We start from the raw sequence: 23970 nt of genomic DNA, 5'->3' as shown, positions 1-23970 counted from the left end.
GACTCCTTAATAACTAGGGTAAGGTAAATAAGTTGTTGTATTTTGTTCCTGTTGTTTCTTTTCAACTAACTGTGCTAGTTGTTGATTATCCCAGTGTAATTCAAAAATTGCATCTTCGTCGTCTGCATCTAAAAAGTCCAACAAATCACTTTGTCCCTGGTCTAGTACATCCTGTAAATAATCAATAATTGCATCTGCAACTGCTTTTTCTAACCCTTTTTTACCTTCATAAGGAATTACTGCTAAGTAGTCTTCTTCGTCAAATGAAGATTTTTGTGGGTTAAATAATAAAATACCATCCTCAAATTCAATAATTTCTTCTTCAGAAACAACACCTTGTGCATCGTCGATTTCTAAATGTGCTTTGTTTTCTGCAAACAAGCGAACAACTATCTCAATCGTATGATTTTTTGTATCCCAATCTAATGCAACATCATAAGCATCAATGTTTTTTTCAATGGACTCATCCAAATAACTCAGTAAATTATTTTTTTTCATCTTCGTTCCTCCATCCCCAATCGTTTTGATCAATCAGGCTCTTTTTTTGTAAAGAAATATATGGATTTCCCGAAACAATGTAGCGTAACGGCATATCCGTCCACTCACCCTTATTCGGAATACCAATTCTTGGCAAAGCAATAATTTGTTTTGGTTCTTTACGTTTCTCAAAATTCAAACGCAGCGTACTTTCACTATCCATAATTGATTGTCCATAAAGTTCTGGACCGATGGCTAAAGCTTTCACTAGCTTACCTGGACCGTTGCTAATGTCTGGCCCCTCTTTTCCTCCACGATTTTGACTCATCTGTTCAATCATAGCTGCTGGCTGAACTGCACGAATCATCACACCTTGGGGGATTCCCTCAGGTTGAGTAATGATATTCAAAATCCGATTTGTATGCATCGTATAGAGATAGATTGTTCCTGCTTTTTGATACATCGCCCGCACCCTTGGCGTATCTCGCATGCCATAACTGTGCGCAGCTCGGTCCTCTGGCCCAAGATAAGCTTCAGCATCAACGATGTAACCAGCTAATTTGCCCATCGGTGTTACATGTTCTAAATACATTCCCAATAAATTTTGCGCAATTTCCGGTGTTGTTTTATTTTCAAAAAAAGTTTCGATTTTCTTTTTTTCCGTCATTTTTTTCACCTACTTTATCATACACAATATTTTCGTTAGATGCTATGAAAACAAAACGTTTCCTTTGTGTTCTTTCCCCCAGTTTTTTTGCAAACTATGCTATAATAAACGAACGAAAAATTGAAAGGGAGGTCACTTCATGCAACAACCTTTAGCTTATCGAATGCGCCCTCGCACAATCGATGAAGTCGTTGGACAACAGCAACTAGTCGGTGAAGGAAAAATCATTCGCCGAATGGTTGACGCGCGAATGTTGTCATCAATGATTTTATATGGACCACCTGGAACTGGAAAGACCAGTATTGCTAGTGCCATTGCTGGTTCAACAAACTATGCTTTTCGTATGCTGAATGCTGCAACTGATTCAAAAAAAGATTTACAAATTGTGGCTGAAGAAGCCAAACTGAGCGGCACAGTCATTCTGTTACTCGATGAAGTCCATCGATTAGATAAGACAAAACAAGATTTTCTTTTGCCTCATCTTGAAAGTGGACGCATTATTTTAATTGGCGCTACGACCGAAAATCCTTATATCACAATTAATCCTGCGATTCGGAGTCGAACACAAATTTTTGAAGTCAAACCTTTAGATGAAACAGATATTCAATCAGCCATTCAAACAGCCTTACTTGATAAAGAACGTGGGCTTGGAGAACTACCGATTCAACTTGATGAGGATGCCTTACTTCATTTATCACGAGCAACAAACGGCGATTTACGAAGTGCTTTGAATGGTCTTGAACTAGCGGCTCGTTCAACCAAACCAATGGAAGATGGACGCATCCACCTCACCTTAGCAATCATTGAAGAATGTGTACAAAGAAAAGCATTGACTCATGATAAAAATGGCGATGCTCATTACGATGTCATCTCGGCTTTTCAAAAGTCGATTCGTGGAAGCGATGTGGATGCAGCACTTCATTACTTGGCACGTTTAGTGGAAGCCGGCGATCTTGCAAGTATTTGTCGACGTCTAATGGTTATTGGCTACGAGGATATCGGCTTAGGAAATCCTGCAGCAGCAGCTCGTACTGTTAATGCTGTTCTTGCAGCAGAACGTTTAGGATTACCCGAAGCACGAATTCCTTTGGCAGATGTCGTAGTTGACCTTTGTCTTTCCCCTAAATCCAATTCTGCTTATACTGCATTAGATGCTGCCATTGCAGATATTCGAGCTGGAAAAGCCGGAGAAGTACCAGACCATTTGCGAGATAGTCATTATCAGGGTGCGAAAGAATTGAAACGTGGACTTGATTACCAATACCCCCACAACTTTGAAAACGCTTGGGTCAATCAACAGTATCTACCAGATAAATTAAAAAATGAAACCTATTATCAGCCAAAAGAAACTGGAAAATATGAACAAGCCTTAAAGCAACAATATGAGCGAATCCAAAATTGGAAAAAGCATTCTTCTTAAAAATAAAACGGTTACTTTTTAAAGAGCGCTCCCGTTGCTCTTTTTAAATTCCTATGCTACTATAGAGATGGGAAATCTGTGATGTTCGAATTGTCCTCTTTGTGTGTTGACCGAACATTTTTATTGATATCTTGGGACCTGTCTTGTGTCACTGCTGGTAACATGCCTTATCATTTGGTAGTTCGAAGCTTCGACCGTGGGACCCACCTGCTAGAATTTGCGGGATCAATACTACAGGACAAACAACGGCATTAACGGAGATTACCCTTTGTTTAAGAATGAAGCAATTTGCTTTTAGCAAATTGCTTTTTCTGTTTTTATTCTGATTTTTTGGAGGACGTTTCATGATTCGTGTGTTGATATCTATTGCAACCATACTATTGGTATTTGTTAGCTATTATTTACTCAAAAAACAATCTATTTTCTTTGCTTTAATTGAACCATCCGAAAAAAACCAAGCCTTTTTACAGTTTTCTGGTGTCGTCTATGCCTTTCTTGGTGCTTTAGGCTTACTCGTAGTCTTTTTTAATCAGAGAATGCTCGCTTTCTTATTCCTAATCGTAGTTATTCTAGCTTCAACTGTCTTCAGTATTTCATTTGCTAAAAAAATATCTGCTACTAAGCAGTAAAATAATTTTCTTTTTTTGCAAAGTGCTTTACAATAAAGATAGTAAAAGAACTGATCTTTGAAGGGAGCGAACACTTATGTTACAACAATATAAAAAAATCATGGTCGCCGTTGATGGCTCTGCCGAAGCTGAGTTAGCTTTTAAAAAAGCGGTCAATGTTGCAAAACGTAATAACGGAGAACTTTTATTAGCACACGTTATTGATACTCGTGCATTTCAGACAGTTTCTTCATTTGATGGAATGCTAGCTGAACAAGCAACAGAAATGGCTAAACAAACACTAGCTGATTATGAAAAGAGCGCAAAAGAAGCTGGTTTAGAAAAAGTTTCAACTGTTGTGGAATATGGTTCACCAAAACCAATCATTGCCAAAGAGATTCCTGATGACAATGATATTGATTTGATTTTATTAGGTGCAACTGGGCTAAACGCTGTAGAACGTTTATTCATCGGTTCAGTTTCTGAATACGTTATTCGTAATGCAAATTGCGATGTCCTTGTGGTACGTACAGATTTAGAAAATCAATTACCAAAAGATGATGACAAGGAATAATCTAACTAAAAAAACCGTCAATCGTCGTGTACGATTGGCGGTTTTTTTCATTTTTAAAATATTTATCACAAGATGAGTTACACAAAGCAAGTCTATTTTGGTTTAAGAATTTTTATCGTAAGTGAACTACTTGATACTAGGATGATTATAGTCGTTATTATCAATAACTAAATCAGCAATTTCTCTTACATGATTTTGGTTAAGATGTCGTTGATAAACCGGAATATAACGCGTACGATATTTATCCATAATCCATTCACCGAATTTAGGCACATCCCTTTCTCTCCCTCGTCGCATAACCTCCTCCATTGACACCTCTAAAAAGATTTTATAATCAATAAATGAAAGTAACTTCTCTCTAAATAAAAGCGAGCCTTCTAAAAGCACAATTGTACGCTCACCAATAGTAATCATCCGATCATTAGCATATGTAGCTGACACCCAATCAAGACCCTTGATTGTCTTGTTAAGAACACCTTCTTGCTTCAAAGGAATCAAAAGTTCATCCAAAAGTTTTTGGCTGTTGAAAGCATGATAAAAGGCATCCACTTCGCTATTTTTTTCTTGAGACCATGTAATCGATGGAAGTGGCTTGTGAAAGTCATCGTAATGAATGACTTGTATATCGTAACCGTTCTTTCTAAGATGAGTGGCTAATTGTGCTGTAAAGTTCGTTTTCCCTGAAGCATAACTAACATCAATTCCTACAACACTTGGCGTCTTTAACTTTTTAATCTTCTCTTCAATCAAATCATAAATTGGATACGATAAGTTCACTCTCTTACTCCTTAGCTACTTCTATTATTTTTAATTTTATAAAACAACATTGCTGGATGGCAGACAGAAACTGATCTGTAGATAGTTAATACCTTTTTTGTCCTTCATTTTCATCTCTAGATTATGTAAAAAGAATGCTAAACTTAAATTAAGTTTAGCATCCCTTCTGTTTCAACATTTTATTATCCGCGTAAACGTTCCACGTCGCGAGCAATCATTAGTTCTTCATCCGTTGGAATAACTAACACTTTCACTTTGGATTCTGGTGTTGAAATTTCAACTTCTTCACCACGAATACTATTCAATTCGGGATCCACTTCACACCCAAACCAAGTCATTCCTTTAATGATCTCACTACGTACGTGTGCATCATTTTCACCGATTCCAGCGGTAAAGACAATTGCATCAACGCCATTCATAGTAGTTACATAACCACCAATGTATTTACGAATACGGTCAACAAAAATATCATAAGCTAAGCGGATATGATCTTTTTCGTAATTTTTCTCTAGATCACGCATGTCACTTGATAATCCTGTTAAGCCTAATAAACCAGATTCTTTGTTTAAAACTGTAATCATTTCATCGATTGTCAAATCTAATTTACCCATTAAGTATGGTAAAACAGCTGGATCTAAATCACCTGAACGAGTCCCCATTGTTACTCCTGCTAGCGGTGTGAATCCCATTGATGTATCTACTGATTTTCCACCATCAACAGCGGTAATAGAAACGCCATTACCCAAATGACAAGTAATGATTTTTAAGTCTTCAATTGGTTTATCTAATAGACTAGCTGCACGTTCTGAAACATATCGATGACTTGTACCATGGAAACCATATTTTCTTACTTTAAAGTCCTCATAGTAAGAAGTTGGTAAACTATACAAGTAGTTATGTTTTGGCATAGTTGCATGGAAAGATGTGTCAAATACTGCAACACTGATGATATCAGGCAAGATTTTTTTGAATGCCTTGATTCCCATCAAGTTTGCTGGGTTGTGTAATGGGGCAAATTCTGCCAATTCTGCAATTCGTTCCATTACTTCGTCAGTCACAACAACAGAGTCACTATAAGTTTCTCCACCATGAACGACACGGTGTCCAACACCTGTGATCTCGTCATAAGAACTCAAGATTGTTAATTCAATCAATTGATCCAATAACATTCTAACAGCTATGTCATGGTCAGCGATATCCAAAATTTGTTCGAACTTTTGATTGTCACCATATTTAATTGTAAAAATAGAGTCGCTTAAACCGATACGCTCAACGATTCCTTTGGCGATAACTGTTTCTTCAGGCATTTGATATAATTGCCATTTTAAACTTGAACTTCCAGCATTGATTGCAATTGTTTTAGACATAGTACTCTCCTTCTATTTTGAATGATTACAGAGCAGATGATTTCCAATCTTCAAATTCTTTAAAGAATTCTGTCACCTTTTCTGGTTCTTTAAGTGAAGCAAGTTTAACAAGCAATACTTCTTTGACTTGTTTCGCTTGCGGACCTTTTTTCTGTAAAATTAAAATACTTTTTTGTGATTCTTTTTTGCGGAATAATTCATCTGGCAACTGAACCATCCCTTGAAGATAGCCTTCTTCTTTAAACCATTTTTTGATCATTTCACTTTGATCAGTTTCTAGGAAGTTACTTGGAATCAAGAACAAACCAAAGCCATCTGGTTTTACATATTTCATTGATTGTTCTAACAATAAATGATGTGCATAACTATGACCTTCATCTGCGCTTGTCAAAAATTCACTCGCTTTTTGGTCGTTTGGATAATAACCAATTGGTAAATCACTAATAGCGACATCCACAGGGTCAACCAATAAATCCTGTAAACCATCTTGATGAAAGTACTGCACGTTTGCTTTTGTCAATTCACTTGTCGACGCAGCCACGGACAACAACGTATCATCAATATCTACACCAAATCCTTCAACTTGATAGTTGGCAATCTTCAAATTTAAAAGAACTGTTAGTAGTAAGTTACCCATTCCAGCCGAAATATCTAAAATTTTGACTGCTTCTTTTTTATTTGTGAACAACTGTTCAATCAAGAAAACAAATAGATAACCAATACTATCTGGTGTTAGCTGATGATTTGCTTGCAGTCGTTCTGTTTGACCACCTTTTAATAAAAGCAATTGTGACAGACGGCGCCACTCTTCTGGTTCAAAAGACAATTTTTGCAACTCTTTATAAAGAGCCTCAATTTGTTGGACAACTTCTGGTGTTGGCACGCCATCAACTACCCGAACTTGATAATCATCATTTAAATTTTCAGCATTCTCGACATAAGCCTCTAAAAAGGAAGTTCCCAATGCATTTTGTAGCAGCTGAATTGCTTCAAGGTTTTGATTAAACCCTTGCTCCATTTTTTCTGGTAACATGGTGCACCTCATTTCTAGATATATTATAACAATTTTTTCACCTGTTTAATTCTATCGGACAATCACAAAAATTTCAATCGTTTTCACAGTTTTTTTGTTTGTGAAACGGCAAACATTCTTTAGCTAAAACAGTGATATAACAGAAAAGAGGACGTTTTCATGATTATCCCTTCATTCTGTACTACTAACTGTATCATTCTGTATCGTTTCTGTAAAATAAAAGTCAAATGTATCAACTGTAATTTGAAATTTCATCTTTTCGTTTTCAATCTCATATTCAACTACTCCTGTAGTATAGATATATTTACCTCTCTGTGTTGTATTTTCAGCTTGTAAAAGTTCTGATAGACAAAGCTCCTTCATTGTTTGTGCTATGTAAAAAAACTTTGTTCGTTGATTAAAATCAATTGTTAATCGATAGCTATCAACCACTGCTGTTAATAAAAAGCCACAAAGCAAAAACAATAATAAAGTAGAAAATAAAATGTTTCCCTTAACCCTGTTTTTCTTTCGTTGGTCATGGCTTCGTCCATTTGCCATACCCTCGTTCTCCGTTTTCAAATTTAACTTCCAGTATGACTTCATTGCCCTTCTCCTCAAAACTAAACTCGCTCACATTCATGAGCATTGGTTGATGTCCGCCAGCAACTTGTCTTTTTCGAATAACTGATTGATATTGTTCAATAATATACGTTTTATTTTCTATCACATAGCAAAATTGTCTGCTTTGTATATCCAGTAATGTGCTACCCGCCACTTCATTTTCAAATTGCGTCAAAAAAATCAACCATTCTTTTTGATCCTTCCTTTGTAAATACTGATCTACCTGGTCTGCGCGTCGAATAATCAAGGTAATTGTTAGTATCACTCCACTAAAAACAAGAAAAGATATCAAACACTCAATCAGAGTAAAGCTTGGATACTTCTGAATTTTTTTCAATTTCCAATACGACCTTCCCCTTAACTTCAATCCCGACTTTTTGAATAGCACCTTGTTCTGCTTGAAAAACAATCTTACTTTTTATTGGTTGTTCTCGAGTAATATATTTTGCTCCCTCATGCAGCCGGTAATTTCGTGCCTCTTCATAAATAATGCGTGCAAGTTGAACTTCTCGATTACTCTTTTGTCCTTGCTCTAACAAAAAGGTCTGATGTGCACTGATGCCATAGACGATGATTAAGGTTAAACCCAATGCTGTCATTGTTTCCAATAATATGTAGCCAGACTTATTCGATTTTTTTCGTATAATGACCACTTCCTAACTGGAATTGATAAGTAATTGTTTGTTTTTTCTTCGGCCAGTAAAACTGATAAGTTTTTAGTGAACTGTTATTTCCCGTTCGACCAGCAAAAGTCACTGTCCCATGACGTTGAATTTTTAAATTTTCTGGTATTTTTAGATATGCCCAATCAAACGTGATGTATTTAGGTACACCAAAGTAAATTTTTTGTTGATCATCGGTTAGATGCATTCGAGTCGCTTGCTGACTGACAATCGCAATCTTTTGCGTTGCATAAATTCGTTTTTCAAACTGACTGAAAAATTGATGCACCACTATGTCTTTTTGCAAATGATCAAACGAAAAAATAGGAACTGCTACGAAGAACAACGTAATTAGAAAAACAACTAATGATTCTACTAAAGTAAACCCTGCGTATTTATTTCTTATTGTAGACATCTGCGTGTTCTTGCTTGATATAGCCCTCTGCAAGTAGCTCATCAATAGTTGGGACTTTTCCATCATTTTGTAAAGCATACAATTCTTTTTGTGTATCAACTAACTGAACCACTGCTGCTTGGCTTTCTTTATCCACATGATTTTTGTATTTTGAAAGATTGGGTACAAATAATAAAATCAACACACTGATAATTAACAAAACTATCAGCATTTCAATCAAAGTAAACGCATTCGCTTTTCTCGATAGATTTACCTTAAATTGCTCGTTCTTACTTACATTTTCTATCCTCATGAAATAACCTCCTCAAGATTTCCATATATTGGTAATAAAACCGCTGCATAAATCATTAATACTAAACAAGCAATCACTAAAAAGAGTACGGGTTGAATCCAACTTAACCATCGATTTAACCGTTCAAAAAAATGTTGTCGTGTGTAATTACTATAAAATAATAATTCTTTACCTAAATTTCCCTTTAACTCTCCTTGCTGAACGATTGTGCTGAACTCTTCGGTTAAAAAAGAGTATTTTTCAAATTGAGTTGCTAATGAAATTCCTTTTTCCAATTCATTTGCCATTTGTAAAGCTAACTGTTGCATCAAGCTTCCTGTTTTTGTCTCTTTTAAACAAAAAACGACTTGTTTCAACTCAAGACCTTCATTAAAAAGTTTCCCTAATTCCAACGAAAAATAAGCAGATTGATACAACGTATAAACTGGACCTAAAATTTTCAACTGACTAAGCCACTGACTCCGCCGCAATGAATTTCCCTTCCGATCAAAAAATCGAATAGCTCCATATAAAAGAATTAGCAACACCAAAATACCTAACACGTACCAGTGAAATGTTTGGATCAACTGAATTCCCCAATGATTTTGGGGAACCATCTCTGAAATTAACAACTGTGGTAAGACAATTTGACGCATACTAAACAAGATGCCAATCAAAAACAACGAAAGCAATGCAGGATAGCTTAATAATTTTTGCAACTCTTTGCGAAATGCACCCATTCGTTGAAATTGGTCGGCTATGCTTTCCAATGTAGTTATTAAATTCCCGTGAACTTCAGCCAATTCCACCTGTACAAGATAAGTTTTATTAAATCCACAGTAAGCTAGTATTTCCGTAAATGATCCACCAGAAATCACTATTTTTTGAGCTTGTTCTAGTAGTTCAACCGGAAATAATTTCAACTTAATTACTAACTGCAATGCTTCTTGCAAACTGAAGCCATTGCTCAGTAAATCAGCAATGATTTGAATAAACTGTTGTTGCTGTTTTTTATTCAATTTCTTCAAATGGATATGACCTCCAGTCGTTTCTTTCTGCCTGAAGATGACTTGTTTGCCAACATTTTTCTTTCACCACTTGAAAGATAGCTTCTTTATCACTTCGCTTAGTTGGTTCTTCCTGTATTTTTTCAAAAAACTGATAACTCCATAACACAGCAGAAGACTGTTCTTTATCTGGTAGTATTTCTTGATAAACAATCCCTTTTAAACAGCCTATTAATGCTTGCTGGTAACCCATCAACTCTTCGATTCTTGGCAGGATCCCTGCTAACTCTCTAGCATGAATCGTGGCAAACACCCGATGGCCAGTCAATGCCGCACGTAAAGTCATTTGGGCAGTTAACGCATCTCTTATCTCTCCAACAATCAATAGATCTGGTCGATGACGCAAAGAAAGTTTTAACAGTTCCTCATAGCTTTGGTGAATTTTCTCATTGACTTGTAGTTGTAAAAATGTCGCTTCTTCCAGCTCTACAGGATCTTCAACCGTAATGATTTGTTCTGCATTTTCTTGGGCTAAACGATACATTAAAGATGTTTTTCCTGATCCGACCGGACCACTAAAGAGATATAATCCTCTTTCCTTAGTATACCGGTGTAATGCTACTAGATCTTCTGTAGAAAAACAGCGAAAATGCTGGTCACTAAGTGGATAAAGCAAACGAATCACCAAGGTTTCTCGGTGCTGATAATCCCCAACAGACGAGAGCCTCAATCGAATTTTCTCATTGACACTTGAATGCTCGCTCCTATAAGTCAGTGCACCAGATTGTACTTTTCTTTTTTCACCAATATCCATTTGCCCTAAGTACTTGAATCTGGAAATCAACTGTTGGCCTATTTCTTTTGAAAAATTCTGCTTTAATGTTCGGTTTTTACCTTTACGTTCAAAAAGTTGATAATCTTCTGCTTTTGGCAAAATGTAAACATCTTCTATTCTTCTTTTGTAGGCATCTGCAATGATTTTATCTGATAATTTTTGAATGTCCATTATCCTCCCCTCCAATAAAAACATACGCTTTTATCAATTTTTTATCGTAGATTTTGATAATTTCATAAAAAATGTTGGCTAAATCCGAATTTGTGTTATACTATTAAAAATTTATCTTAGGAGGCGCCACCTTGGAATCATTACTAAAAAAACATCTTTTAGTTGCGAGCAAACAACAACCAGCAGATTTAGTTATCAAGAATGCCAAAATCGTCAATGTCTTTACCAGAAAAATTATGTCAGGTACTCTTGCTATCAGTGATGGGAAAATCATTGGAATTGGCGAATATGAAGGGAAACAAACTTACGATGCAAATCATCAATACTTAGTTCCAGGTTTTATTGATGGGCATGTTCATATTGAAAGCTCTCTGCTTTGTCCACAAGAATTTGCTAAAATTTCTGTGTTGCATGGTGTGACAACTGTTGTAACAGATCCTCATGAGATTGGAAACGTTGCTGGCAGTACCGGCTTGAAATTCATGCTGGAAGATGCTAAAAAAGCACCGATGAATATTTTTTTCATGCTCCCTTCTTGTGTTCCCGTTACACCTTTTGAAACAAATGGCGCTGTCCTAGATGCCGAAACCTTGGCGACCTTCTTAGAAGCGCCTGAAGTTCTTGGCCTTGCTGAAGTAATGAACTATCAAGCAGTCGCAAATGCTGAAACAGAAATTTTAGACAAACTTCAATTAATGCTTGATCATCACAAAAAAATTGATGGCCACGCAGCTGGAATTACTGGTGATGCGTTGAATGTTTATCCTGTTGCTGGTATTCGGACTGACCACGAAGCCACAACTGCTGAAGAAGCGAGAGAAAGACTTGATTTAGGGATGTACTTGATGATTCGTGAAGGGACTGTTGCAAAAGATTTAGCTGCTCTCTTTCCAGCCATTACCCCAGAAAATTCTCGACGTTGCTTTTTTGTTACTGATGATAAGTTAATTAATGATTTAGTGAGTGAAGGATCGATTGATTATATCGTCCGAAAGGTGATTGAATTAGGGATGGACCCATTGCAAGCAATCCAAATGGCAACACTAAATGCCGCGGAATGTTTCGGTTTATCCACGATTGGCGCTGTTGCGCCAAGTTATCAAGCCGACTTTTTCTTAACAGATAACCTTGAAACATTGCCAATTCGAGAAGTATTTCATAATGGTGAACAACTTGTGACCAATGGAAACTTTATCAGTGAAACAAGTGAACAACCAAAAAATTCTCTGATTGAGCACTTACCAAGCATGGCAGTTGCAGCTCTAACAAAAGATTCTTTAAACCTGCCTTTAAGTTCAAATGAAGCCCATATCATCGAGATTATTCCTAACAGCTTGATTACTAATGATTTACTTGCAGAAGTCACTGTTCAATCTGGGGTCTTTGTTCCTTCTATTGAAAAAGATTACCTGAAAATTGCTGTTATTGAACGACACAAAGAAACTGGAAATATTGGTCTGGGCATCGTCAAAGGTTTCGAACTAAAAGAGGGCGCCTTAGCAACTACGATTTCGCATGATTCTCATAATATTGTTGTCGTCGGAACAAACGATGAGGATATGCTTTTTGCTATAGAACAGCTAATCAAAAAAGGTGGTGGCATGATTGCTGTCAATCATCAACAGGAATTGGCAAGCTTACCACTTAAGATTGGCGGATTGATGTCTCAAAAACCTTTTTTAGAAGTGAATCAAGAATTAACTAGCTTAACAAATGCTGCCCATCAAATTGGTGCTAGTCAGCTCTTCGATCCCTTTTTGACCTTATCATTTTTAACATTATCTGTTATTCCTGAGTTAAAAATCACAGATATGGGACTTTTTTCCTTTTCAAAATTCCAACTTATTCCGCCATGCTAACAAAAAATGTCTGTAGCAGAAATAGTCCGCTTAGTAAATAAAAAAATTACCAGAACTTGTTTCTCAAATTTTTGCGTAATTTAAGTTTACTTGGAAGAAATTACTTCTTGAACATTACAGCTGAATATTATGGCACAACGCACTTAACCCCGAAAAATCACTCATAGCTGACAAAAATAGCGTTCCATATTTTTAGATTGTTGTGAATGATTTTGAAGAGTTGATTTAGGAATATTCCTTATTCGAAAAAAGGAGGTGTGACAAGACTTTTGTCACACCTCCTTTTAATTATTTTGTTTTATCTTTAAATTGCGCTTCCACTCGATAAATCCGTTGGCCACGAGAAGAAAATTTTTCTTCATACTCTGTCATAATATTTCCTTCAAATGTACTCTCATGTAAATCAAGCCAGACTTGTTTGATAATCATACCATACTGTGAAAAACTTGCTAAGGAATACTCAAACAATCCTTGATTATCTGTTTTGAAATGGATTTCACCAGCTGGTCGTAAAATTTGTTCATCCACCGCTAAAAAGGTTTTAAAAGTCAAACGACGTTTTTCATGACGCTTTTTTGGCCATGGATCAGAAAAGTTCAAATAAATCTGATCGACTTCACTGTCCGCAAAATACTCTGTCAGTGCTGAGCCATCAACATGAAGTAATTTCAAATTAGGTAGCGGCTCTTCAATCAATTTATCTAATGCCAGAGAAATAACACTGACTTGCATTTCCACGCCAATGTAATTGATTTCTGGATGTGCCTTTGCCATTCCATTGATGAATTGACCTTTTCCCATTCCAATTTCGATATGAATTGGATGATTGTTACCAAAGAGTTCAGCCCATTGACCTTTCCATTCAGTTGGATCACTAATAACAAACTCTGGGTGTGCCGCTAATAATTCTGTTGCACCAGGACGATTTCTAACACGCATAATTCATAATTCCTTTCTCAAATAAAAAAGGTTGGCCAAATCTCCAAAGAGTTTGGGCTCAACCTCAGCCACTAAAAATTCGTTTTAATTGTAAAATTTCTTCATTCATTCGTCGGTCATCTCCTCGAAGGCAATACCGAGTAATTTCTTGTAATAAATTCATCACCGCGTACCAGTGAAGTTTCTCGAGAACTTCATTCGTTGGGCGAATACCATAACTAATCAACCATTGATTCCAATTTGAAAGTGGAACATAATTTCCTAAAATCGTTCCAATATCAACTGCTGGGTCAGCGAACATGATTGAATCCCAATCAACTAAATATAAATAATTTTTACAGACTAGCCAATTACGATGGTTCACATCTCCATGAACAACAGCAAAATCTTTTTTATCTGTATGAGGAACCTGTTGACTCAAAAATTGATGCACAAGTTGGATAAACTGATTTTTTTTTAGTATTTCTGGGAGTTCTTGGTTGTATTTCTTCAACATCGTCTCAGGTGTGACAACGCGACCACCTATTCGATTCAACATTGTTTTTAATGATTCAGAATGATGTAAATGGTATAAAACATCAATAACATCGTTTCTTTGCCCAATTTCTGCGGTAGTCAATAAGCGACCATCTAACCACTCTTGAGCTGTTAATGTATCTCCGTTCCCTGTTCTTTTAGTCCAAACAAGTTTTGGAGTAATTCCTTCTCGAGATAACGCAGCAAGCATGGGGGTCGTATTACGCTTGATGAAGACCTTATCCTCATCACGCATGCCTATGTATGTTTTTCCTGTATCACCTTTGATGGGCCGTAACCGCCACTCTTGGTCTAACTGAAACTCCATCATGCTTTCTCCCATCCTCTTAAACTCTTTCATTTGCAGTAATTATTATTCTAGTCGCCCAGACACATAACGTCAAGCACATATACGTTCTTTTTCAGCATTTTTTCATTCAAAAAACCAACTTTTCTAAAAAAGAAAAATAGGGGCTAAGACAAAATTAGCTTAAATAGAAAAAACGCCTAAAATTCGTTTTTGAAAACGTTGATTTTAGGCGTTTTTTAAATTAAAAGATGCGTTAAAAATGACTGGATTTTTAGTTTTGTCTCAGTCTCATTTCGTCTTGGACAGTTCTTACTCTGCCAGTTTTTTCAGACGTGTAGGAACGTACATTTTTACGAACAGAAAAACAAAGATCAGATAAACCAAAATAGGAATCCAGCGTTCTATTCCAGACAAAACAAACGCTGCAATTACTCCAAAAATAAGAGCTGCTAAAACTAATATTCCCAACAATAATTGCTGAATAGCTGTTTTTTTCTGCGCCTCTTTTACAGGATACAATTGAACTAACACCATATAGCGAAATTGACTATACAATGGTAGCAATTGGAAACCAATCAAGTACAAGAATAATGCGCCAATAATCAGACTAAATGTTAAATCTGTTACCCCTACGATCAGTAAACTGCCAATCAATAGTAATCTCAAATATAGTCCACTAAAATCTGAACCACGGGCAAATCGTCTAGCATACAAGTAAAGATATGTTTTACTTTGATCCCCTTTAATTTTCTTCAATAGCGGATCTAGGTAACGACGTCGTTTTACCTTTGCTGAAATTTCTGGTACATCGGTAAATAAATTGATAAATTGATAAATTTGATGAAGGCGGCTTTCTTCCATTTGAATCATTTTTTCCCAATCAAGCTGTACTTCATTTTTTCGCCATAAATACCAATAATAAATACCTGCTTGTATCAAGGAACCAGCTAAACCTAACCAAATGGATGCATAAAAAGTAAGTAATAAAATGGCAAAAGCTGAAACATACCATCCCATTTTAAACCAACGTAACACTTGACTAGAAAATCGAAAAAGTTCTGCCCGTTTCACTTGTAGATGACCCGTTTTTAGGCTGATAAGTAAGACCAAATAGATTAGGTACATTGAAAATGGCTGACCGGTACTCACTACTATTAACGGCATTGCAAATCCACTAGCTAAAAATAAAACAACTGATGGAAATACACAAGAATAGCGAAACGCTTCACTTAAGTACGCTCGCATTGCTTTTTCTTTCGGCAATAAAAAAACAATATCTGCTGCCTCTGCAAAAGTAGCAATTTTTCCTACCGCCAAGCTAAGCAGCCAAAAAATTGAAACAATCAGTCCACCAAATACAAAAGAAGGAGTTAAATTCTTTAGCCAACTGGAATAATAAAAGCCAATTCCTCCCACCAAAAAAAGACAAACTAACACAAAATGATCATTGAAAACATAGCGCATATACTTTAGCATTTTTTTTTGGTGTCTAGCTAAACGTTTTCGAAAAAAATCATTCATGCTTCTTGCTCCTTCGTTAATGCGACATAAATCTCATCCAGTGATGAATCCGGAAGATTGAATGCTTGCCTTAGCTCTTGTAGTGTCCCTTGCGCTCGAACTTCACCATTATGTAAAACAATAAAGCGATCACAGTATTTTTCAGCAGTTGCCAAAATATGCGTTGACATCAAAATCGCAGAACCACTTTGTTTCATTTCAACCATCAATTCTAACAACGCATTGATTGCTAAAGGATCAAGTCCTAAAAAAGGTTCATCAATGATATATAGCGATGGTTCAATCAAAAAAGCACATAAAATCATGACTTTTTGCTTCATTCCTTTTGAAAAATTAGCAGGAAACCAGTCTAAACGTTTTTCCAAGCGAAACGTCTCTAATAATTTTTCTGCTCGTTTCAGCGCTACTTCCAGTGGAATATCATAAGCCATAGCAGTCACTTCAATATGTTCACGTAAAGTTAATTCTTCATATAATGAAGGTGTTTCTGGAATATAGCCAATTTGTTTCCGATAATTTTCACTATCACTTTTTAATGTTAGATCATCAATTTCAATTTTTCCTTTAGTTGCTTCTAACAACCCAATGATATGTTTGATCGTTGTACTTTTACCAGCACCATTTAAGCCAATCAAGCCAACCATTTCACCTGAATGTACTTCAAAACTTATATCTTTTAAAACAGGAAGATGTCCATATCCCCCCGTCACATGTTCAATCGTTAAACTCATTTCTTTTCCTCCAATGATCTTGTTTACTCGCTCTTTTATTATACCATGAAGAAAATGGCGACAATTTGTTTTTTTCCTTACAACCATCGGAACTTATGGTAAAGTTAACTTAGCCAAAATATTCTTAGCAGAAAGGATGTCTCGAATGGAAAACTGTATTTTTTGCAAAATTATCAACCAAGAAATTCCTAGCTATAAAATTTATGAGGATGACAAAGTGTATGCGTTTTTGGACTTATCACAAGCTACAAAGGGCCACACCTTAGTCGTACCCAAACGCCACGTTTCTGATATTTTTGATTACGACCAAGAACTAGCTGGTGCTGTCTTTTCACGTGTGCCGAAAATTGCTCGTGGTCTAGAAAAGGCATTTCCTGATATGAAAGGTTTAAATATTTTGAATAACAATCGCGAGTTGGCATACCAGTCAGTATTTCACTCGCATATCCATCTGGTACCACGCTACGCAAAAACAGATGATTTTTCAATTCATTTTGGTAATCATCAAGCAGATTACTCAGCAAGTGAATTGACAGCTATTCAGGAAATCATTGAAGCGCAGGTGAACGACATTGATTAAAAACTTTCTTAAAGGTCTCGTATTTGGTTCAGCTGTAGGTGCTGTAGGTGGACTTCTTTTTGCCCCAAGAAGTGGCAATGATACCCGCCAAAAATTAATTGACGAGTTAGATGAAGCTGCTGATTTAACGATGGATTTAAATAATAGTCTCAGCCACTTTAAAGAGGCATTGATTGAAACAAAAGAAACGGCATCTACCCTTATTCCAGAGTTTCAAGACTCTATTCAAAAAGATGTACTGGAATTTAAATTTCAAGCAGAACCAAGAATTGCTCAAATCCAAGAACAAGTAGAAAAAATTTCTGCAAACTTACCTGAACTTCCTGAAGAAAATCTTCATTAATTGAGTCAAAATACAACGATTATGCATTCTAAACTGTTTTTTTGTTATACTCTCGTAATGAATGTGATTAAAACATGAATTTTCTTTGAAACTATTCACTAGAAGCTTTTTTTTAGGAATTAGAATATGGTATAGTTGTAGATGTGAACAACTAAATATAAAAAAACAGGAGTGCAAAACTAAAATGAAAAGAAAAAAAATAATTTTAGCAGCGACTAGTGCCTTAGCTGTCCTAACGCTAGCTGCTTGTTCTGATGGTACAAACAAAGATATCGCTACAATGAAAGGTGGAACAATCACTGTTTCTGACTTTTATGACGAAGCAAAATTGGAATCATCTAACCAAACTTTAGTTCAACGAATGATTATTTACAAAGTATTCAATAACAAATATGGCGACAAAGTAACTGATAAAAAAGTTGATGCTGAATACAAAAAACAAGCAGAATCATTAGGTGATGGTTTTGAATCTCAATTGAAAGCTGCTGGTTACACAGAAGATTCTTACAAAGATTATATCCGTAACAACCTAGCTCTTGAAGCTGGCCTGAAAGCACATGTTGATATCACTAAAGATGACTTAAAAACTGCTTGGGAATCTTTCCATCCAGAAGTTGAAGCACAAATCATCAAACTTTCAAGTGAAGATGATGCAAAAAGTGTCAAAGAAAAAGCTGACAAAGGTGATGATTTCACTAAATTAGCAAAAGAAAACTCAACTGATACAACAACTAAAGATGACGGTGGCAAAATCAAATTTGATTCTGAAACAACAACTGTCCCTAACGAAGTGAAAGAAGCTGCTTTTAAATTAAAAGATGGAGAAATTTCTGACGTGATTTCTGCAACAAATGCTTCCACTTATGCAACTGATTACTACGTTGTAAAAATGGTTAAAACTTCTTCTAAAGGCGACGACATGGATAAATACAAAGATGAATTAAAAGAAATCGCCACTCAAACAAAATTGAACGATAGCGCATTTACAACAAAAGTTATCGGTGAAGTATTAAAAGAAGCTAATGTGAAAATCAAAGACGATGCTTTCGAAAGTGTCTTGAGCGCATTCACAACATCTTCTTCAGGTTCAGAAGCAACATCTGATTCTGAAAAATCAACAGACTCTTCATCTACAGAAAAATCAACTGAAGCAACTGATAGCTCAGAAACAGCAACTACAGACTCTTCAAAATAAATTTTGTAATTAAAAAAGAAGTAAAGCAGACTCGTGAAATTGAGTCGCTTTACTTCTTTTTTTATTGTTTAAACAAACTAGTTAAATCTCTTTTGGTACATAGAAACTGCGGTTATCCATACCAAAAATTCGATCTGTATATTTTCCAGGTTCCGTTTGACGAATAGAAGTCAACATCATTTGCATTGACGCATCAATATTATCAATTTGATGTAAAATTTCAGCTTCCATGATTCTTGGTCGCACAGGTGAACCATATTCCAATAACCCATGATGTGCTAGCACCATGTGTCTTAGCACTAAAACATCTTCATCTTCTTCACTGATTTTCAATGCAATACAAGCTTTAGTAATTTCTTCATCTACAAGGACTAAATGCCCTACCAAATTACCAGCTAACGTGTATTCTGTTGACATTGGACCAGATAACTCAATGACTTTACCCAAGTCATGTAAAATAATCCCAGCATATAGTAATGCGCGATTGATTTCTGGATATTCATCTGCAATTGCTTTTCCTAAGTGAAGCATCGTTAATGTATGATAAGCTAGACCACTAGCAAACGCATGATGATTTCTTTTTGCTGCTGGAAACTCAAAAAATTGTTTTTGATATTTATTTAATAAATACCGTACGATACGATTCCAGTGTGCATTCGTAATTTCAAACAATAATTGATTGATTTCTTCTTCCATTACTTCTTTTTTTATTGGCGCCCGTTCCATATAAAGACTAGGGTCACTAGGTTCATCAATTTTTGTTAAACGCATATGGATAATTTTCACTTGAGGATTTCCTTGATACATTTCTCTTTTACCACTCAAAAATACCACAGTTCCCGCAGTAAATTTGCTGATTTCTTCCTCAGAAGCATCCCAATATTTTCCATCAATCGTTCCAGAAGTATCTTGGAAAGTAAACGCAATAAATTTTTTACCGTTTTTTGCCATTCTTACATCAGCATTTTTTATTAAGACGAACAATTCAAACTGTTCATCAATGACTAATTCACGAATTTTTTTCATCTTATGCTCCTTCTAACCTTTTCACGGATTGTTGTAACTCTTGATAATAGCTTAACATTTCTTTGTCAGAAGAAAAACAAATTATCTGATACTTTTTACCAAACTCTGCTAAAAGTTTTGCTAAGTAATACTTTCTGTGCGAATCATAATGTAGCCATCCATCGTCAATAATTACTGGACAAAGTGCTCGATTTGCTTCCAAAGAAAGATAAGCAAACCGCATTGCCATGATTAATTGATCTTTGGTACCTGTAGACAGTTCATAAATAGGAAACTCTGTCTTTCCATCTGTGAGCGTCAGCAAGTCTTCTTTTAATAAAATCCTTTGATACTTGCCGTCAGTTAGTAATCCAAAATAATAAGTAGCCTCTTTTAACAACTGTGGCAATTGTCGCTCACTCATTTCAGTCGATAGATCGCCTAAAAAAGTGCCGGCAACTTCATATGCTCCCCACTGCACCATCAAGTGTTCTAATTCTGCCTTTTGACGGCTTTCTTCTTGATACAGTTCATCAAGTGTACCATCTTTTTGTAATTCCTCAACTTGAATGCTCAAGCGTTGTTGTTGTTCACTTGCAGCTTTTTCTTCTAGTTGTCGTTGTCGTTGCAATTGGTCTAAACGAATGATTTCTTGTTCTAAAAATACGCGTGTCATTTTTTCAGGAAATAATGGTGTTACTATTTTACTTAACTCAGCAAGTCTTTCTTTTTTTTGAATCGTTTCGTGGGCTTTTTGCAGAAATAGTGGCACCTCAGATGGATAAGCAAGCTGTGCCTCATTAAGTTGTTGCGTATACTCTTGTAGCCACGCTTTTTGTTTCTTCTTCAATTGATTAATTTCTTGCGTGAGTAAGGTATTTTGCTGGTAGCTACGAGCAAATTTCATTTGTTCCATTTCTTGAACAAATTGTGCCAGTAGGTCCATTTTTTCAGAAATGAGTTTATCTTGAACTGGTAGCCATTCTTGAACAACATCAAATTTTTGCTCTAGGAATAGTAACTTCTCTTGAATCTCTCTTTCTCTTTTTTGCTTTCGTTCATAAATAGCACAAAGACGTTGATAATCCGTAACTTCTTGACCATACTCCTTCATCAGCTCCACTGTATTCAATTGCTTTAGGGACCATTGAGTAGCCAAATACTGTACTTGTTGATCAAGCTGTTGTTGCATTCGTTGATTTTGTTTCCTATTTTCTTCAACTTCTGCGATTTGTGCAGAAGCGACATCCAATTGCCCCAGTTTTTCTTGCCACATTCCTTTGACTTCTAATGAATTACTTTTGCTATCTTTTTCTTTGTTAAGAAAGTAGCTTCCTACAAGCCCTGCTCCACCAAGTAATGAGATTATTTTCCAAGGGAAAGGCAATAACAAGCCTAGGACGATGAAAACTCCACCAGCAACCATATAAGGAATACTATTCCGCTTTTTTTTCTCCATCTGCTGGTTCTGTAAAAGAAAAGGGTACCGCGCTTCTAACTGGCTAATTTCTGCATCAATCAATTCCTGTTGTTCTTTTGCAATTTGTAGTCGAATTGTCAATTGTTGGTCTTCTTCTTTAAATTGTCTATTTTGTGAAAACAGTGTCTTCCATTCGGGGCTTTGCTGAAATTCTACTGGCTGATTTTGTCTTTGCCAACCCCAGCGCTGTTCTAAAATCTTTAACTCTGCTTCTGTTTCTCGTGTTTCTACCTGAAGTCTTTGCCATTCATTGACTAACTGCTCAACTTGAGTCTGTTCCTTTAAAAGAGCTTTTAATTCTGTTTCTTGTTCTAAGAAAAAATAGTATCGTGCTGATTGCTGATCCATGCCGCTATGTTTTTCTAACGTTGATTCTAGTTCTTCCAAACGTTCACTCATTTGTTGATACCTGCTAGAAAACTCTTGCAAATCTGTCAGCAACTGTTCACTTGGTAATTCATTAAGTGTATTTTCTTGTAATTCTTGCCATTCTTCATAAAGTGAAAAATTGATTTTTTGCTGATTTAGTTGCAATAATTTTTCATTGTTCTTTGATAATTCTTGTCTCAACTTATCTTGCTTTTTTTTTGCAGCCTGCTCTTGCATTACAAGTTGGCTAAAAAAATCTTCTTGTGCTTGTTTCTGATAAATTTTTTCTTGTAAACTTTTCCAACTATTTAATTTTTGATTAATAAGTAATTTTTGACCTTTTTTCTTATATAAATTTTGAGCTTGATTATAATACTCTTGTCGCTTTTGAAAAACTTGTGAACTTCCAGTAATACCTAGTGAAATCAGCATATCATGTAGTTCTTTTTCTCTAAGATGATCCAATTCTGATAACTGTTCTTGTTGAAAAGTGAAAACTTGCTGAAATAATTCTCTAGTCAATGGTGAAATCAGCTGTCCTAGGAGTATTTCACTTCCTGTTTGTTCACCAAAAACAACTTTTGCCTTTCCACGATTCTGTTGTTTATAGCGCTCGACCATAAATTCACCATGAACAGGATGTTCGAACCAGACACGACCACCATAAGCCGCTCCATCTTTTGGTGTATAGTCTTTCTTTTTTCTCCCTTTTGATGGAAAGCCAAAGAGGATTGCTTGAATAAACTGATAAACAGTTGATTTTCCTGCTTCGTTTTCGCCATAAATCAACTGATTACCTGAAGAAAAATCAAAACTCTTTTGGCGCCATTTTCCAAAAGCATTAATTTCAATCCGTAAAATTTTCATTCATTATCCTCCTTGAATTGAAAATCCTGATTGATTAATTCTTGTGCAGCAAGTAATGTCTCACTCTGATAATCAGGTAACTCATTCAATAATTTTGTTGCTTCTGGATGGCTATACAATTCACTCAAAATTTGTTTAAAATCTTGAGGAATTTGATAACTTTCAAATAATTGATACTTCAATTTTTTTGAAACAGTTACGGTTATTTGTTTCTGAACAGTATCCTTCATAAGAACAATACGCCATATAAATAAATTTGATGTATACTTTCTTAATTCTTCAATTAAATATTCTAATACTTCACCAGAATCAATTCGCTCCACAATATCCATTCCCAAATGTTCATAGTTAACAATCTCTAGCTCAATTAGATGAAATTTATTGTTAGAAATTTCCAGTTGTCGTTGAACCATGGGAAAAATCTCGTTAGTTGTTCGAACTTGCTCAAAAGAAATTTTTTGACGATGCCAATATACTTCAGCTACTTCTATAGGCGTTGTTTGATATTCACTTCGCTTCAATTCTACTAATGAAACAGACGTTGAAGTTTGTTCCTTTCTCGTGTGTCCTTGAGGTGCGCCAGAATATACGATTCTTCCATGATTGCTAACGATAGTTGGAACATGGATATGACCTAACGCCCAATAATCATAATTTTTTTCTTGCATTTGACTGGAACTAAATGGAGCATAGTTACCATGATCTTTTGTGCCCAATTCCCCGTGATACATTCCAACATGATAATCGACATTTGCTCGAGAGGGAAACTCTAGTACTTTTTCTTGTTGTATCCATGGATGACAATAGCTAAAAGCACTGATAGCAACTTTTTCACCCGAATTTAGTTTCAGCACTTTTGTTTTTACTTCTTCATCTACAAACAAATGAACATTTTCAGGAAATTCAAACCAATATCTTTCTTTCTGATAATAATCATGATTCCCAAAAATCATATATACAGGAATATTTATTCGGTTTAAACGTTCCATTTGTTCAAAAAAGTGTTTTTGTGTTTTAAGTGAAGGTTTGTTTTGATGAAAAGTATCTCCAGCAAACAGAACAAAGTCAACTTCATGGAACACTGCTTGATCTACAATATTTGCTAGAACAATCTGATTTGCCTGTATTAATTTTTCTTGAACACGTTTATCGAATGGAATGGGTCCTTCAAAAGATCTATCTATATGTAAATCAGCCGCGTGGATAAATTTCACTATCAAATTCCCTCCTTTTTTCTTTTATCATAACATTTTTATGTGTTTTTTTCACCCAAATACGAAAGTTTGTTCGCTTTTTTAATATAGAAATTTTATGAGAATACAAAAAAACAGATGAGCTTAATCACTCATCTGTTTTTTACCGTTGCGT

Annotated in this window: 26 protein-coding genes and 1 other RNA gene; 8 read left to right on the top strand and 19 right to left on the bottom strand. The window is 35.6% G+C overall.

Translation table 11 applies throughout. The annotated features are described in order from the left end of the window. Positions 1 to 6 precede the first annotated feature (6 nt). A complete protein-coding gene (locus tag RV17_RS07660) occupies positions 7 to 498 on the bottom strand; it encodes a DUF3013 family protein (RefSeq protein ID WP_071868910.1) in 492 nt (163 codons plus the stop codon). Then, positions 485 to 1144 carry a DNA-3-methyladenine glycosylase gene (locus RV17_RS07655; protein WP_071868909.1) on the bottom strand — a complete coding sequence of 220 codons (660 nt, stop codon included), beginning with the start codon at positions 1142 to 1144 and terminating at the stop codon, positions 485 to 487. Before RV17_RS07655 ends, RV17_RS07660 begins: the two co-directional genes overlap by 14 nt. 139 nt (positions 1145 to 1283) lie before the next feature. Between RV17_RS07655 and RV17_RS07650 the strand changes: the two genes are divergently transcribed. The 4 genes from RV17_RS07650 (at position 1284) to RV17_RS07635 (ending at position 3746) form a co-directional block, all read left to right on the top strand. After that, positions 1284 to 2564: a replication-associated recombination protein A gene (locus tag RV17_RS07650; RefSeq protein ID WP_071868908.1), complete on the top strand. Its 1281-nt coding sequence runs from the start codon at positions 1284 to 1286 to the stop codon at positions 2562 to 2564. A 70-nt stretch (positions 2565 to 2634) separates the two neighbouring features. After that, positions 2635 to 2829, top strand: a non-coding RNA gene (gene ssrS / locus RV17_RS07645) — 6S RNA. Positions 2830 to 2908: 79 nt separating this feature from the next. Beyond that, on the top strand, positions 2909 to 3193 hold the full coding sequence (locus tag RV17_RS07640; protein WP_067483063.1) for a hypothetical protein: 285 nt from the start codon (positions 2909 to 2911) through the stop codon (positions 3191 to 3193). A 76-nt stretch (positions 3194 to 3269) separates the two neighbouring features. Further along, positions 3270 to 3746: a universal stress protein gene (locus tag RV17_RS07635; RefSeq protein WP_067483065.1), complete on the top strand. Its 477-nt coding sequence runs from the start codon at positions 3270 to 3272 to the stop codon at positions 3744 to 3746. A gap of 126 nt (positions 3747 to 3872) precedes the next feature. On the opposite strand, the gene RV17_RS07630 is transcribed toward RV17_RS07635, so the two are convergent. The 10 genes from RV17_RS07630 to comGA form a co-directional block, all read right to left on the bottom strand. Further along, positions 3873 to 4523, bottom strand: coding sequence for a uridine kinase family protein (locus RV17_RS07630; protein WP_071868907.1), 651 nt, complete (start codon positions 4521 to 4523; stop codon positions 3873 to 3875). Between the two features lie 182 nt (positions 4524 to 4705). After that, a complete protein-coding gene (locus RV17_RS07625) occupies positions 4706 to 5890 on the bottom strand; it encodes an acetate/propionate family kinase (RefSeq protein WP_067483069.1) in 1185 nt (394 codons plus the stop codon). Between the two features lie 25 nt (positions 5891 to 5915). Next, positions 5916 to 6923: a class I SAM-dependent methyltransferase gene (locus tag RV17_RS07620; protein ID WP_067483071.1), complete on the bottom strand. Its 1008-nt coding sequence runs from the start codon at positions 6921 to 6923 to the stop codon at positions 5916 to 5918. 171 nt (positions 6924 to 7094) lie between these two features. Then, the gene (gene comGG / locus RV17_RS07615) at positions 7095 to 7463 is read right to left on the bottom strand and encodes a competence type IV pilus minor pilin ComGG (protein WP_067483073.1); all 369 of its coding nucleotides are present in this window, start codon (positions 7461 to 7463) and stop codon (positions 7095 to 7097) included. After that, positions 7441 to 7791, bottom strand: coding sequence for a competence type IV pilus minor pilin ComGF (gene comGF / locus RV17_RS07610; RefSeq protein ID WP_258173288.1), 351 nt, complete (start codon positions 7789 to 7791; stop codon positions 7441 to 7443). The genes comGG and comGF overlap by 23 nt, the downstream gene beginning before the upstream one ends. Positions 7792 to 7822: 31 nt before the next feature. Beyond that, entirely contained in the window at positions 7823 to 8125 is a 303-nt protein-coding gene (locus RV17_RS07605; protein ID WP_067483077.1) for a hypothetical protein, read from the bottom strand. 25 nt (positions 8126 to 8150) lie between these two features. Continuing rightward, positions 8151 to 8603: a competence type IV pilus minor pilin ComGD gene (gene comGD, locus RV17_RS07600; protein ID WP_075491251.1), complete on the bottom strand. Its 453-nt coding sequence runs from the start codon at positions 8601 to 8603 to the stop codon at positions 8151 to 8153. After that, complete coding sequence (gene comGC, locus RV17_RS07595; RefSeq protein WP_071868905.1) at positions 8584 to 8895, bottom strand: competence type IV pilus major pilin ComGC; 312 nt, start codon at positions 8893 to 8895, stop codon at positions 8584 to 8586. Before comGC ends, comGD begins: the two co-directional genes overlap by 20 nt. Next, a complete protein-coding gene (comGB, locus tag RV17_RS07590) occupies positions 8892 to 9941 on the bottom strand; it encodes a competence type IV pilus assembly protein ComGB (protein ID WP_071868904.1) in 1050 nt (349 codons plus the stop codon). The genes comGC and comGB overlap by 4 nt, the downstream gene beginning before the upstream one ends. Further along, positions 9886 to 10887 (bottom strand): competence type IV pilus ATPase ComGA, encoded by a 1002-nt coding sequence (gene comGA, locus RV17_RS07585; protein WP_071868903.1) that lies wholly within the window; start codon positions 10885 to 10887, stop codon positions 9886 to 9888. Before comGA ends, comGB begins: the two co-directional genes overlap by 56 nt. 131 nt (positions 10888 to 11018) lie before the next feature. Here comGA and ade point away from each other — a divergent pair, with 131 nt between their 5' ends. After that, entirely contained in the window at positions 11019 to 12746 is a 1728-nt protein-coding gene (ade, locus tag RV17_RS07580; RefSeq protein ID WP_071868902.1) for an adenine deaminase, read from the top strand. 288 nt (positions 12747 to 13034) lie between these two features. Here the strand turns inward: ade and trmB are convergent, their stop codons facing one another. The 4 genes from trmB to RV17_RS07560 form a co-directional block, all read right to left on the bottom strand. Next, positions 13035 to 13685 (bottom strand): tRNA (guanosine(46)-N7)-methyltransferase TrmB, encoded by a 651-nt coding sequence (gene trmB / locus RV17_RS07575; RefSeq protein ID WP_067483086.1) that lies wholly within the window; start codon positions 13683 to 13685, stop codon positions 13035 to 13037. Positions 13686 to 13749: 64 nt separating this feature from the next. Continuing rightward, positions 13750 to 14532: a phosphotransferase family protein gene (locus RV17_RS07570; RefSeq protein WP_172843754.1), complete on the bottom strand. Its 783-nt coding sequence runs from the start codon at positions 14530 to 14532 to the stop codon at positions 13750 to 13752. A gap of 288 nt (positions 14533 to 14820) precedes the next feature. Continuing rightward, on the bottom strand, positions 14821 to 16032 hold the full coding sequence (locus tag RV17_RS07565) for an ABC transporter permease (protein ID WP_067483088.1): 1212 nt from the start codon (positions 16030 to 16032) through the stop codon (positions 14821 to 14823). Beyond that, entirely contained in the window at positions 16029 to 16763 is a 735-nt protein-coding gene (locus RV17_RS07560; protein WP_071868901.1) for an ABC transporter ATP-binding protein, read from the bottom strand. Before RV17_RS07560 ends, RV17_RS07565 begins: the two co-directional genes overlap by 4 nt. Positions 16764 to 16908: 145 nt before the next feature. Here RV17_RS07560 and RV17_RS07555 point away from each other — a divergent pair, with 145 nt between their 5' ends. The 3 genes from RV17_RS07555 (at position 16909) to RV17_RS07545 (ending at position 18881) form a co-directional block, all read left to right on the top strand. After that, entirely contained in the window at positions 16909 to 17343 is a 435-nt protein-coding gene (locus RV17_RS07555; RefSeq protein WP_067483092.1) for an HIT family protein, read from the top strand. Next, positions 17336 to 17686, top strand: a complete 351-nt coding sequence (locus tag RV17_RS07550; RefSeq protein WP_071868900.1) for a YtxH domain-containing protein — start codon at positions 17336 to 17338, stop codon at positions 17684 to 17686. Before RV17_RS07555 ends, RV17_RS07550 begins: the two co-directional genes overlap by 8 nt. Positions 17687 to 17870: 184 nt before the next feature. Beyond that, positions 17871 to 18881 (top strand): peptidylprolyl isomerase, encoded by a 1011-nt coding sequence (locus RV17_RS07545; protein WP_067483096.1) that lies wholly within the window; start codon positions 17871 to 17873, stop codon positions 18879 to 18881. An 81-nt stretch (positions 18882 to 18962) separates the two neighbouring features. Here RV17_RS07545 and RV17_RS07540 read toward each other — a convergent pair whose 3' ends face one another. The 3 genes from RV17_RS07540 to RV17_RS07530 are packed head-to-tail and all read right to left on the bottom strand — an operon-like array spanning position 18963 to position 23819. Beyond that, complete coding sequence (locus tag RV17_RS07540) at positions 18963 to 19907, bottom strand: 3'-5' exoribonuclease YhaM family protein (protein WP_067483098.1); 945 nt, start codon at positions 19905 to 19907, stop codon at positions 18963 to 18965. Position 19908: 1 nt separating this feature from the next. Beyond that, complete coding sequence (locus tag RV17_RS07535) at positions 19909 to 22602, bottom strand: ATP-binding protein (protein ID WP_071868899.1); 2694 nt, start codon at positions 22600 to 22602, stop codon at positions 19909 to 19911. Beyond that, positions 22599 to 23819: a metallophosphoesterase family protein gene (locus RV17_RS07530; RefSeq protein WP_071868950.1), complete on the bottom strand. Its 1221-nt coding sequence runs from the start codon at positions 23817 to 23819 to the stop codon at positions 22599 to 22601. Before RV17_RS07530 ends, RV17_RS07535 begins: the two co-directional genes overlap by 4 nt. Between the last annotated feature and the right edge of the window lie 151 nt (positions 23820 to 23970).

The organism is Enterococcus thailandicus (assembly GCF_001886265.1).
Lineage (GTDB): Bacteria > Bacillota > Bacilli > Lactobacillales > Enterococcaceae > Enterococcus_B > Enterococcus_B thailandicus.
Note: the sequence above shows the minus strand (reverse complement) of the source record. Positions and strands in the feature narration are given on the sequence as shown.

What these genes read in the sequence shown, in the direction of transcription:
- comGC (WP_071868905.1), bottom strand. Translation starts at nt 8,895, where the DNA reads ATGAGGATAGAAAATGTAAGTAAGAACGAGCAATTTAAGGTAAATCTA.
- comGA (WP_071868903.1), bottom strand. Translation starts at nt 10,887, where the DNA reads ATGGACATTCAAAAATTATCAGATAAAATCATTGCAGATGCCTACAAA.
- comGD (WP_075491251.1), bottom strand. Translation starts at nt 8,603, where the DNA reads ATGTCTACAATAAGAAATAAATACGCAGGGTTTACTTTAGTAGAATCA.
- RV17_RS07635 (WP_067483065.1), top strand. Translation starts at nt 3,270, where the DNA reads ATGTTACAACAATATAAAAAAATCATGGTCGCCGTTGATGGCTCTGCC.
- RV17_RS07640 (WP_067483063.1), top strand. Translation starts at nt 2,909, where the DNA reads ATGATTCGTGTGTTGATATCTATTGCAACCATACTATTGGTATTTGTT.
- RV17_RS07625 (WP_067483069.1), bottom strand. Translation starts at nt 5,890, where the DNA reads ATGTCTAAAACAATTGCAATCAATGCTGGAAGTTCAAGTTTAAAATGG.
- trmB (WP_067483086.1), bottom strand. Translation starts at nt 13,685, where the DNA reads ATGCGTGTTAGAAATCGTCCTGGTGCAACAGAATTATTAGCGGCACAC.
- RV17_RS07545 (WP_067483096.1), top strand. Translation starts at nt 17,871, where the DNA reads ATGAAAAGAAAAAAAATAATTTTAGCAGCGACTAGTGCCTTAGCTGTC.
- RV17_RS07560 (WP_071868901.1), bottom strand. Translation starts at nt 16,763, where the DNA reads ATGAGTTTAACGATTGAACATGTGACGGGGGGATATGGACATCTTCCT.
- RV17_RS07605 (WP_067483077.1), bottom strand. Translation starts at nt 8,125, where the DNA reads ATGACAGCATTGGGTTTAACCTTAATCATCGTCTATGGCATCAGTGCA.
- RV17_RS07570 (WP_172843754.1), bottom strand. Translation starts at nt 14,532, where the DNA reads ATGATGGAGTTTCAGTTAGACCAAGAGTGGCGGTTACGGCCCATCAAA.
- RV17_RS07660 (WP_071868910.1), bottom strand. Translation starts at nt 498, where the DNA reads ATGAAAAAAAATAATTTACTGAGTTATTTGGATGAGTCCATTGAAAAA.
- RV17_RS07650 (WP_071868908.1), top strand. Translation starts at nt 1,284, where the DNA reads ATGCAACAACCTTTAGCTTATCGAATGCGCCCTCGCACAATCGATGAA.
- RV17_RS07535 (WP_071868899.1), bottom strand. Translation starts at nt 22,602, where the DNA reads ATGAAAATTTTACGGATTGAAATTAATGCTTTTGGAAAATGGCGCCAA.
- RV17_RS07565 (WP_067483088.1), bottom strand. Translation starts at nt 16,032, where the DNA reads ATGAATGATTTTTTTCGAAAACGTTTAGCTAGACACCAAAAAAAAATG.
- RV17_RS07540 (WP_067483098.1), bottom strand. Translation starts at nt 19,907, where the DNA reads ATGAAAAAAATTCGTGAATTAGTCATTGATGAACAGTTTGAATTGTTC.
- RV17_RS07555 (WP_067483092.1), top strand. Translation starts at nt 16,909, where the DNA reads ATGGAAAACTGTATTTTTTGCAAAATTATCAACCAAGAAATTCCTAGC.
- RV17_RS07655 (WP_071868909.1), bottom strand. Translation starts at nt 1,144, where the DNA reads ATGACGGAAAAAAAGAAAATCGAAACTTTTTTTGAAAATAAAACAACA.
- RV17_RS07620 (WP_067483071.1), bottom strand. Translation starts at nt 6,923, where the DNA reads ATGTTACCAGAAAAAATGGAGCAAGGGTTTAATCAAAACCTTGAAGCA.
- comGG (WP_067483073.1), bottom strand. Translation starts at nt 7,463, where the DNA reads ATGGCAAATGGACGAAGCCATGACCAACGAAAGAAAAACAGGGTTAAG.